This window comes from Ruminococcus flavefaciens MA2007 (genome assembly GCF_000621845.1).
Lineage (GTDB): Bacteria > Bacillota > Clostridia > Oscillospirales > Ruminococcaceae > Ruminococcus > Ruminococcus flavefaciens_E.
This window is the reverse complement of record NZ_JHXF01000030.1, coordinates 1-9,906: the sequence shown is the minus strand read 5'-3', so window position 1 is coordinate 9,906 and position 9,906 is coordinate 1. Positions and strand designations below refer to the sequence as shown.

The 9,906-nt window shown below is 39.9% G+C and carries 7 protein-coding genes and 2 rRNA genes; 3 read left to right on the top strand and 6 right to left on the bottom strand.

Annotated elements, in window-relative coordinates; genetic code table 11:
• Both tnpA and T497_RS18960 read right to left on the bottom strand, forming a co-directional pair.
• A partial coding sequence (tnpA, locus tag T497_RS0111495) for an IS200/IS605 family transposase (protein WP_028515739.1) occupies window positions 1-314 on the bottom strand: 314 nt, incomplete at its 3' end.
• A 166-nt stretch (window positions 315-480) separates the two neighbouring features.
• Window positions 481-1,500: a DUF805 domain-containing protein gene (locus T497_RS18960; RefSeq protein ID WP_051530640.1), complete on the bottom strand. Its 1,020-nt coding sequence runs from the start codon at window positions 1,498-1,500 to the stop codon at window positions 481-483.
• A 625-nt stretch (window positions 1,501-2,125) separates the two neighbouring features.
• Between T497_RS18960 and T497_RS0111485 the strand changes: the two genes are divergently transcribed.
• The 3 genes from T497_RS0111485 to T497_RS0111475 all read left to right on the top strand — a co-directional run bounded on the left by T497_RS0111485 (window position 2,126) and on the right by T497_RS0111475 (window position 6,348).
• Window positions 2,126-2,833: a hypothetical protein gene (locus T497_RS0111485; RefSeq protein WP_028515738.1), complete on the top strand. Its 708-nt coding sequence runs from the start codon at window positions 2,126-2,128 to the stop codon at window positions 2,831-2,833.
• A gap of 21 nt (window positions 2,834-2,854) precedes the next feature.
• Window positions 2,855-4,399 (top strand): diguanylate cyclase domain-containing protein, encoded by a 1,545-nt coding sequence (locus tag T497_RS0111480; protein WP_028515737.1) that lies wholly within the window; start codon window positions 2,855-2,857, stop codon window positions 4,397-4,399.
• Window positions 4,400-4,575: 176 nt separating this feature from the next.
• Window positions 4,576-6,348 (top strand): ArnT family glycosyltransferase, encoded by a 1,773-nt coding sequence (locus tag T497_RS0111475; protein ID WP_051530639.1) that lies wholly within the window; start codon window positions 4,576-4,578, stop codon window positions 6,346-6,348.
• Window positions 6,349-6,385: 37 nt separating this feature from the next.
• On the opposite strand, the gene T497_RS0111470 is transcribed toward T497_RS0111475, so the two are convergent.
• The 4 genes from T497_RS0111470 to T497_RS0111455 form a co-directional block, all read right to left on the bottom strand.
• Window positions 6,386-7,786, bottom strand: a complete 1,401-nt coding sequence (locus T497_RS0111470; protein WP_196243042.1) for a DUF6056 family protein — start codon at window positions 7,784-7,786, stop codon at window positions 6,386-6,388.
• Window positions 7,787-7,922: 136 nt separating this feature from the next.
• Window positions 7,923-9,461, bottom strand: a complete 1,539-nt coding sequence (locus tag T497_RS18555; protein WP_028515734.1) for a DUF6056 family protein — start codon at window positions 9,459-9,461, stop codon at window positions 7,923-7,925.
• Between the two features lie 56 nt (window positions 9,462-9,517).
• Window positions 9,518-9,634, bottom strand: a 5S ribosomal RNA gene (gene rrf / locus T497_RS0111460).
• A 66-nt stretch (window positions 9,635-9,700) separates the two neighbouring features.
• Window positions 9,701-9,906: ribosomal RNA gene (locus T497_RS0111455) — 23S ribosomal RNA — on the bottom strand; the annotation flags it as partial.

Here is a 9,906-nt window from a genome sequence, read left to right as displayed (position 1 = left end):
CTGTTACCGTACTTATACTTCAGATTTGCATGTCGCTCAAATATCATCAATGAGCTTTTTCCTTTCAAGTAGCCCATTATCTGCGATACACTGTACTTCGGCGGAATTGCAAGCAGCATATGTATGTGATCCGGACATGCTTCTGCTTCTATTATTTCTACTCCTTTTTGTTCACATAACCTTCTTAGTATCTTTCCTATATCAGTTTTTATCTGACTATAAATCACCATCCGTCTATACTTCGGTGCAAATACTATATGATACTTGCAATTCCACTTGGAATGTGCTAAACTATTTATATCGTCTCGTTTCATGACGATACCTCCTTTGTTATTTTCAGTTTGGTTGGCAGACCATTACTATTATAACATGGGAGGTTTTCTTTTTCTACTCATAGCTAAAGCTTCTTTGAACCCCTGGCAGAGCCAGGGGTTTTCGGGATACAAAAAGGGATTCCGAGTATTCGGAATCCCTTTGGATTTATCTCATCATTGTTGGCTTTGCAGGAGCCCCCCATTTGTTATATACCACACTTGGCTGACACCAGAATATGATGTTTACAATAAGACCTCCAAGTGCTAACGGCGAGCAGATACAGGTAAGACCTGTTGAGAGTTCAGGGCTGATACCCGGAATAAGTCTCAAATAGCTTGGGATACTTCCTGCCAACAGCATAAGAAACCACCAGCCAGAATGACCTGCGTCGTGAAGTCTTCTTACAGCTGCCGACCAGTACGGTATTGAAAGTGCCATACTTATGATATAGAAAATAATCATCGGGAAAAACATTTCTTTCAGCAATTTTTCCTCTGACATGAACATATCTATATTGCCCGATTTCATCTTAGGAATGAAAGAAGCTGACAATACGACTACCATGATTATTCCCATTACGATACCGATAATGAAGTTGAACAGGAATCCCCACCAGAATTCGCTTCTTGTGGAGCGTCCCTTGAAGTTGGCGTAGTTCTTGAAGTAAAGCTTTATAGCCTCTCCGAAGCCTACATACTTAGGACTTCCGTCGCCCTCGTTGAATTGTCCGTAGTGGTCAAAGCCGTAGATAGGTCCCTGATACATATTGGGCTGACCATAGCCGTTGGGCTGACCGTAGCCATTGGGCTGTCCGTAGCCATTAGGCTGACCGTAGCCATTGGGCTGACCGTAGCCATTGGGCTGACCGTAGCCATTGGGCTGACCGTAGCCATTAGGCTGTCCGTAGCCGTTGGACTGACCATAGTTGTTGGACTGACCATAGTTGTTGGACTGTCCGTAATTGTTTGACTGGCTGTAGCCTGTTGGCTGTCCGTAATTGTTTGGCTGACTGTTGTCAGGCTGAGCTGCCGAAGTCTCTGCGGCGTCTGTCTGCGTATCTGCTGTTGGTACGGGTATCGCAGAAATATCGTCCATTGCCCCCGACGCTATCTCCAGTGACGCACCGCAGTTTTCGCAGTAGTTGTCGCCTTCCTTGTTTTCATAGTTGCAGTATCTGCATTTCATGTGTTTTCCTCCTTATATCATGATGTTATTATTTTAGCAAAAAAATATTTTCTTGTCAATATATCAAATATTATGTTTTTGTAAATTGTTGCGGGATCAGAAGCCTTTTCCTCTGAATAATCATTCAGTCCCGAAGCTGATTTTTCGGCGCTTTTTTCACTAAAGCCCTGTTTTTTTATCCATATGGCAGTAACAATGCTGATTTAACAATAAATTACTGCCCGTTTATGAGATTTTGTGTTTTATTTTTCTATAGTTAATCGTAAAATATACCCGATGTAAAATCATTAATCCTTTTTCCTTGTAGAATATGAACTGATAGTATATTTTTCATATTTTCTTATTATATGCCTTAAACTCCTGTAATTAGCCTTTTGCTTTCAATATTTACTGCTCATTTGGTGAAATCACAATTTTTTAAACATAATATGTATAACAATTATCCACCTTTTCTATATTTTTTCAGTTGAAATATACATACAAAAAGTGTATAATTTTAGTATAACAAGGTTGCAGCTTCAGGAGCTTTCGACAGAACCGATATATGGATTATGGGGTTTCTCGCACGGTATTTACTCGTAAAACTCAGCAGCAAGCTGCTTCAATGAATAGAGGTGAAACAGAAATGAATTCAGAAGCTATCTTCAACGCTGCTCATTCAACAGCGATACGATTACTCGAATCAGGCGCTTTCATATCCCCTGCTGACACGGTCTGCACTATCCAATCCGCCTCAGGAAGATTATACACAGGCATAAGCCGTCAGGATATGAACAGCGCTATCCACGCAGAGATCGACGCAGTACAGAATATGCTTGCCGCAGGAGAAAACATCATAGAGGCTATGCTGCTTTTAAATACGCAAAGCAGGACTCCTATGCTCCCATGCAACAACTGTATCGGCTATATCATGTCCCTTGCACCTGCTAACGCAAACTGCATGATAATGATGCCTGACAGAATGATAAGCATATCGGAGGTCGGTATGTTTGCCGCTCCTATGGGAAATATGCCCGAGCCTGCAAGATACGGCGGTCATGCTCCCGCTGCTCCGCAGCCGCAGTATACCGCTCATGCAAAGGCTTCTCCGATAACTATGGCTCAACCCTCTGCCAGCAACACGGCAGCGCCCCCTTTAGCCGCAGCTCCTTTCTCGGAGTCTCATATCGAGTCCACCTCGGTATCTATGGACACCAATACAGCCAATGCTAAAGGAGATCTCCTAAAGAACAGAGTCAGCAGTCTGCTGAAGGTCGCAGAAGAACCCGAAACAGACGAATTTCTCGACAGTCTGCCGTCACCGAAGAAGCGCTTTGGCTTCTTCAGGAAGTAATTCAGGGAGGTATTAAAAGAAATGAAAGGTCAAAAGAAAGTATCAACAGTCGCGTTGATCCTCATAATCCAGCTTATCATTATGATAGCTCTTTCACTTGGAATTACTAAGACAATCAGCTCTACAACACGAAAAGATTCTATCGACCATATGCAGACCATTACCAATGAGCGCGCTCATATCATTCAGACTTATGTGGAGAACGCAGAAAAAACACTCAGCTACTTCAGTAATGCAGAGGCTGTAAAGAATATCCTGCTCGAACCCGATAATGATAAATATGTAGCAGCAGCTCAGAAGTACACTGAGGAGTACTCAGCGGATATCGGACTTGCAAACGTTGAAGGTCTTTGGATAGGTACATGGGATACACACTGTATAGCCCATACAAATCCCCAGACTGTCGGAATCCAGACAAGAAAAGACGAAAGCAAGCAGAAAGAGCTTCAGGACGCTCTTCTCCGCGCAGGCAACGGCGTCTATAACACGGGAATCATCATTTCACCTGCTTCAGGTAAGCAGATCGTGTCCATGTATCAGGCGGTATATAACGACAACGGTGAGCCTATAGGCTTCGTCGGTCTCGGAATATTCACCGAACAGCTCGTTCAGACTCTTGACAATCTGGAAATCAAGGGTATCAATGATTCTTCCTATACTATGATAAATGTTAATGATAACAAGTATATCTTTAACAAGGATCCCGATCAGGTAGGTAAAGTCGCAACAAACAAAAACATCCTCAAAATATGTCGTGAGCTCAGCTCCGAAAAAAGCGGCAATACCGAAGGTTCATTCCAGTATAAGGACAAAGAAACGGGTACAAAGTATATCTCTATCTACTCTTATATGTCAAAGTATAACTGGATACTCATGCTGAATGATACAAAGGAAGAGGTATATGCACTTTCACACACAATGCGCTGGTATATGGCATTATTTGCAATTGCCATCGTAGTCCTCACCCTTATCTTCGCTTACCTCAACAATAAGCAGGAAAAGGCGAACCAGAAGCTTGCTTCAACTATCATCAAGAACAACAAGACCAAGGAATCCCTCTATACAGCCATGTTCAAGGACGTTCTCACCGATGTGAACAACAGAATATCCTTCTCTATGGACTTTGAAGAGGTCAATTCTCCGCCGTCGAACCCGTACTACTTCGTAATGTTCAATATCGCAAACTTCAGCGATATCAACTCACGCTACGGAAACGATATCGGCGACTGGCTGCTTGTCAGAACTGTTGACATTATCAATCAGGTATTCAAGAACTGCAAGATCTACCGTACAGGCTCTGATGAATTCGTTATCGCTATGCAGGTCAATGAAAAAGACAGAAAGCAGAACGACATCATCGAGGACGCAGCCGACGCTTACAAGAGACTTACAGCCGCCCAGACAACCCCTGCTGGAAAGATCAACTTCGGCTTTAAGTCTGCTGTTGCAAGAAAGTCAGGCAAGGTCAATTCATCGGTCATCACAGTTCTCAAGGATATGATAAATAAGGACGTGCAGGCAAACTTCGGACATATCAACTTCACAGATATGGACGCAAACGAATAATAACAAAAAGGCTGTCGATGTTCGGCAGCCTTTTTATCATACAGTTTCACGGGCGCCGAAACGGCGCCTCTACAAGTTTTATACGTCTTTTTTTGCTGTCTTTCGCCTTAATTATTGCTATTTTGTCCCTTTTATGATAAAATATATTAAAAAGCAATCATTAAAAGGAGAACAAAATGAATAGTCCCACACGTATTTCCGAAAAGAAAAACACGGGAAACAATTCCGTTTTATCAGGACTTTTCGGGATACTCACAGCACACCCTTATATTTCAGCATTTCTGATATGTATCATCTGCACTATGCCATTTTGCGCGGCAAGCAGCAATATATCATCAGCAGCTGTCATGATAATGTTCTTGTTCTACTGCTTTTCGGCAGGTCTTATCGTACCGCGGATATGCAGCAGATATAAACTGAAAAATCCCCTGCCTGTCATACTCACCCTTGCAGTTTCGGCAGTGGGAGCTCCCGTTTTTCTGTATTTCCGAAATCAGAAAAACAAACTTCTGTTTGTATTCGCCTATGGCTGCATACTGCTGACAGCTTATTATTTTGCCTTTTACACGAAAAAGCTTACGCGGCGCTTCAATGCGCTGCTCATCATGGGCATGGGCTTTATGGTAAAGCTGTGCTACGTCCTCGGAACGTCCATAAGTGAGCGACAGCATGATGTGAGCTGGTTCGAGCCCTCAAAAGAAGTCACTCCCGGACACCTTGGATATATCTCCTATCTCTGCTACAATCATCACCTTTACGACGGCGATTACAGGCAGGTTTTCCAGTACTGCCACCCTCCGCTGCACCATGCACTGTGCGCAGTGTGGATAGGTTTTCTGAACCGCGTTCTGGGCGTTGATATCGGAAATGCCGTAGAATCGGCACAAACGCTGCCGCTGTTTTACTCCATGGCAATAATTATCACAGCATATAAAATATTCAGATACTTCAAGCTTGACGGCAGAGCACTTTATATCTCTCTTATAATAACCGCTTTCCACCCCTGCTTTACTTACCTTGCCGCTTTCATGAACAACGACGCCCTCACATGGGCTCTTACAATAGGAGCCGTATACTGTACCCTGAAATGGTACAAAGCCCCTACAATGGCAAATATAATCAAAATAGCGCTATGCCTCGGACTTGGAATGATGACCAAGCTGTCGGCGGCTCTGGCAGCATTTCCTATCGCATTTGTTTTCATCGTTGTATTTTTCAAAACCTTCAAGACCTCATGGAAAAAGCTGTTCATACAATTCGCCGCATTTTTAGCTCTATGCTTCCCATTGGGAATGTGGTTCCCTATAAGGGGGCTTATACGCTGGGGGATACCCCTTACATACGTTCAGGAGCTCCCCGAAATGGACCAGACCATAAAAGGCATAACATTCTGGGAGCGAATTACCGATTTTTCATTAAAGCAAGTTCAGAACGTCTATGAAAACTGGCTGTGGCGTGACGAAGCAGGAGAGCCCCAGGGCTTCAATGAGCATAATCCGCTGATAGCCATACTGAAAAACTCCATATTCGGCGAATTTATCAACGGAAACAACTTCCCCGATATGGAATACATGGATACGGTCTGCAAGGTGCTGTTCTGGCTGGGAGTATCCATTGCAGCTGCCGCATTCGCCGCAATGATATTCTACCTTTTCAAGAAAACAGATGCGGACAGGATACAAAAGGGATTTCTGGTGTTCTTCCACCTTGTTCTGATGATAAATCTGTACACGCTTTCAAAAAATTACCCTATGGTTTGCAGCATGAATTTCCGCTATCTTATGCCGACGGTTATTACAGGAACGCTGTTCCTCGGATTCGCGGTGACAAAGCTGGAAAGCAGCTCCAAAACAGCCACAAAAGCGCTCAGAATGCCTGTTTATTCTATAATTATCGCATTCGCAGCATTATCCACCTACGTCTATATGGTAGTCGCTTCGGCGATGTAATAAAAACGAAAAAGAGCAGAATAAGCTGCTCTTTTTGTTATTCTGAAGCTTTTTCAATGTAATAGTCGTAAGGTGGAACTTTTATTTCCTTGTATTCCTTATCTTTATCGACCTCAATATCGTAATACTTCATAATAAAACCTGAATAAGATAATTTATCACTTTCATCATCAGAATTTATTAGTCCATCGCTCAAGTCATCATGATGAAATTCAGTATACGGAAGAAGGATCAATTTGATATATCTGTTCTTATCATCCTGAAGCTGCTCCTTGATATAATCATAACGAATAGTATTTATATGCTTATTCGTCAAACAAGCTGTCATAACACAAAAAACAGAGCATAATGAAAACGCACACACAAAACAGCCGATTTTTTTCGTGTATCTCTTATCAATGCTTTTTATTACAGCTGTCAGCAACTCACCACAAAGAAGTATCCAGAACATATAATTTGCAAAAAAACAGCGTGGAGTAGCCGGTTTTATAAAAACAAAAGGAGCGGTCAAAAGAAATGTACTTATAAGATACAAATATAAACGTAGCCTGTTGTTCTTATCAAAAAATACATATATAAGATATGCTATTGCAACAACATAGATGAAAGAAAATGCGGTTTCAAGTGCAACAACTCTCATAGCAGGAGTAATAGCCCTAAAATCAGAAATGCACATTGTAAAGATTGAATAGGCAGAATACAGCCAGCATATCGCCATACAAACATTAAGATATTTTGGCTTTTTTTCATTAAAATCAGATTTAATATAAAAGAAAGTAAAAGATAGGGTGAGAATAATAGATATAAGCCAGAAATCCTTAGTATAATGCTTTACTACATAGGTAAATGCATTATGCATAATATCTGAATAACTAAACACATAAGCTCTCATTCCAATTGAATCTTCTGTTTTTATCTCACTATAATTATTATTGCCAAACATTATTAAACAAGAAACAACAGTGCCAACAAGGAAAAAAACGGCGTGCAAGATGCACTTTTTATTAAGTTTAAAAGCAATAAATAAAACAGCAACAGCTAAAAACACATTATAAATCGTTACGTGTTCAACACATAAACCGCCAATCAAGGCAAGTATCAAAAAAGCAAACGAGGAATATATCTTAGGTGAATAGCCCTTAAAAAAGCATTTAAAAACAAATGATAAATAAATAAAAATACACAGCATTGAAAAAACATAATTTGTATATCCCGATATCCAGTTTACGGTCTCAGCATAGGTGCTATGAGGTATAAAAACAAAAAAAAGAAGTACCAAATAGTATTTATAACGCCCCAGCACATTCTTAAAATCAAAAAGCTTTCCAAGTAAAATAAGAAAAGCAGCAAAACTTATCCATACAAAAATAGTTCTGAAAGCAAAGCTACGAACAAGCCAATATGTTATCTTATTGGAAAACAATCTGCCATTTGCCACTACCCATGCTTCAAGTTCCTTATTTTCAGAAATATAATACCAATAATATAGGATAAAATGCCTTGTTTCCTGCAATTCTCTTTAACATACGATCACCGCCCAAATATAAATAAACTTCGGTCTAAAGACAAAGCATTTACTCTGAAGCTTTGCTTTCATTATAATCTATAGCCTCTATCATACGTCTATTTCTGTTCATGAAGTCTTCATATGAGATACCATGATACTTCAAAATGTACTCACCATAACTGACATCATCTTTCAAAACTCCCGAAAAAATAGTTTTTTCACTAAAGTCATCATATGCATATTTCTGATATGGCAGTAACATAAGATCAACTCCCCTTGACTTTGATGACATCTGCTCCTGCAAGTATTCAAACCTTTTATGGTCATAAAGACAATTTGTGATATTCATATTTGCAAATAAAACAAAAATACCGCATGACGTACATATCAGTATTCTCTTGTAAATACTCCAAACCGAGCATTTTACTCTTTTCATAGAAGCAAATAACACTTCCAGTGCAAATAAAATCCAAAATAGATACTCAATAAAAAAGCATCTTGGAGTTACAGGTGATACAATTGCAAAAGGAATTGTAAGCGTAACGGAACTGAATAAATATACCAACGCACGTAAACGCTCATCAGGCTTAAGATAAACAACAATATTATATATCAAAGCACATATATACAAAAATGTAAATGCAAACTCTATAGCTCTGATCTTCATTGCAGAGCTAAGTACTGCAAGGTCCTGAAAAACAGAGGTAAACATCAGGTAGATAACAAATACCCAACAGCAAGTAAGACAAAGTCCTGCATACTTGAATTTTTTAGAGTTTTCATTTCTATAATAAAATACAGTGAATACAACAGTAACAAGTATATGCAGTATCCAGAAATCCTTGCAGAAATGCGGCAGTACAAAACGCAGGATCTGCATAAAAGAATCAGCTATAGATAATTCAAAGCCTCTTGTGCCGAGTTCATCTGTCTCAACAGCTACAGTATGATATATACTGTGTGAAAGCATTAATACCGCACCTGCGATTGCTCCTGTCAAAAAACAGAAATGATGGAGAAAAAGCTTCTTTTTTCTCACATAAGTCACAGCTACAGCAAAAATACAAAAAATAATATTATATATAGTAAGATGCTCTACACAAAGGCAACCGAAAAAACCAATGACAAGAAACAAAAAAGAAGTGTAAATCTTCGGCTTATAATCGAAAAAAATAAGCTTAAAAGAAAAAAGTATATATATCAATGTAAATATAAACGCAAAACAATAATTGTTAAAACCCGATATCCACCTGAAAACCTCAGTGTAGATCTTAGAAGGAATGAACTGTATCAGAACAAATACAGAAAGCAATGATACGGGAACAGGAATGTTCTGTTTCCTAACAAGCTTTTCAAGCAGTATAACAAGCGAACCAAATGATATTATATAAAATACCGAATAAAGCGGCAGACACTGGACCGAAAATCTTGTAATAAAATTGGTGAAATATCGTCCATTGGGCGAAGCATATGATGACAGTCTGTCATCTGAAAATGCATAGAACCATATATAATCATCGCAGCACATAAACATAGTAAAGCCCGATATAATAATAAAAGCAAAGATCAAAATATAAGCGTAATGAGTCTTTATAAGCTTTTTCATATATATTCCTCCCGAAATAACAAAAAAAGCCTATCTTAAATAGATAGGCTTTAAAGAGTCGGCACTGATTTAGTTTCCCAGGCCGTCACCAGCCAAGTATCGTCAACGCGAATGAGCTTAACTTCCGTGTTCGGAATGGGAACGGGTGTGACCTCATTGCCATAAGCACCGACTATTTATTGAAGTTTTGAAGAGAATAAAGCGTAATGCGAGGCGAAACTCAAACTTGAATGAAGTAAAAAGGAAAAGCCCTCGACCGATTAGTACTCGCAAGCTGAACGTGTCACCACGCTTACACTTTGAGCCTATCAAACTCATAGTCTATGAGAGGTCTTACTCTTACGAAGGGATATCTTATCTTAAGGTCGGCTTCACGCTTAGATGCCTTCAGCGTTTATCCGTTCCGCACTTAGCTGCCCAGCTGTGCCATTGGCATGACAACTGG